Here is a 1,203-nt window from a genome sequence, read left to right on the forward strand (position 1 = left end):
CCTCAATTGTCAAATCAAGTGCAACACTAAGAATCTATTCTTAGAAGTGGTCTAGTTGCTAAGCTAGTTCAGGCATTAGATCGGCTGGGCAACGATAGTTTAATGACCGCCGCAGCCGGTTGTTTAAGGTATCCTGAGCCAGCTGAATATCAATGAGTGAGGCCAAAACCAAGGATCTACCCTTCGGGAAGAACTCGCGCAAAAGGCCGTTAGTGTTCTCATTGGTTCCGCGTTCCCATGGTGAATAAGGATGGGCAAAGTAGATGTCCGTTCCCACCACTTGGCTCAAGCTTGAGAACTCGGCACCGTTATCAAAAGTAATGGTTTTAAAGTACTCAGTTCCATAGTCATATAAGGTGTTCTGGAGGGCTTTCAAGCAAGTGTCGGCATGATAATTGGGAAGTTTAACGATGATTTCTAAACGACTAACACGTTCAGTCAAAGTCATTAATGCTGGCTCAGATTCAACTCGTTTACCTTTGACCAAGTCACCTTCCCAGTGTCCAAGCTCTTGACGTGCTTGAACCACAGTGGGACGCTCTTCGATTGAATGGCCCAGATTCTTCTTATTGATTCGGTGATGCTTTGTTCCGGGACGTTTGACTCGGCGACGGAGTTTAGCTGGTAGGTCTGAATTACGGATAGTTAAACGCTGGTCATCAATGTATCGATACACCGTCGGTGTTGAGGGACAGACAACTCCTGGGTAATTAGTCTTGAATTGGTGAACAAAAGTATCCACACTATGCATTCTGGGGCGAGCTTTTAAAGCTGTAACCAAAGCATTACAGAAGGTTTGACAGTGATCAAAGAGTCCACGATAACAGCTGTTTAGCCGGTGCTTACGATAAACTGCTTCGCCAGTTTCCGCCAGATATGACTGTTCGAAGATACGAGTATTAGCGTTAATCTGTGTTGTTGTCCCCCGTCTTAATTCACGCGAAATCGTACTGGGATTACGATGAAGAGCCTTGGCAATCCGGCGGATGGACCAATCTAAGCCCCTTAGGGCTTCAATTCGACCACGTTCAGCTAAATTGAGTTGGTGATACTGATTAGATATGATATTCTTAATTCGGGTCATGAAGATACCTCTTTCTTGTTTGTGGTGAATTAAGAATAGGTCTTCATGGCCTTTTTGACTAGTCTGAATAAAGAACTGGTCTAGTAGAGCAGGTGTTGCACTTCAATTTTAAATCGAGG

1 protein-coding gene is annotated in these 1,203 nt (G+C 44.5%); it reads right to left on the reverse strand.

Annotated elements, in window-relative coordinates; genetic code table 11:
* Positions 1 to 58: 58 nt before the first annotated feature.
* Positions 59 to 1,084 (reverse strand): IS30 family transposase, encoded by a 1,026-nt coding sequence (locus tag EKM73_RS12700; protein WP_060463087.1) that lies wholly within the window; start codon positions 1,082 to 1,084, stop codon positions 59 to 61.
* Between the last annotated feature and the right edge of the window lie 119 nt (positions 1,085 to 1,203).

The sequence above is a fragment of the Levilactobacillus fuyuanensis genome (assembly GCF_003946395.1).
Lineage (GTDB): Bacteria > Bacillota > Bacilli > Lactobacillales > Lactobacillaceae > Levilactobacillus > Levilactobacillus fuyuanensis.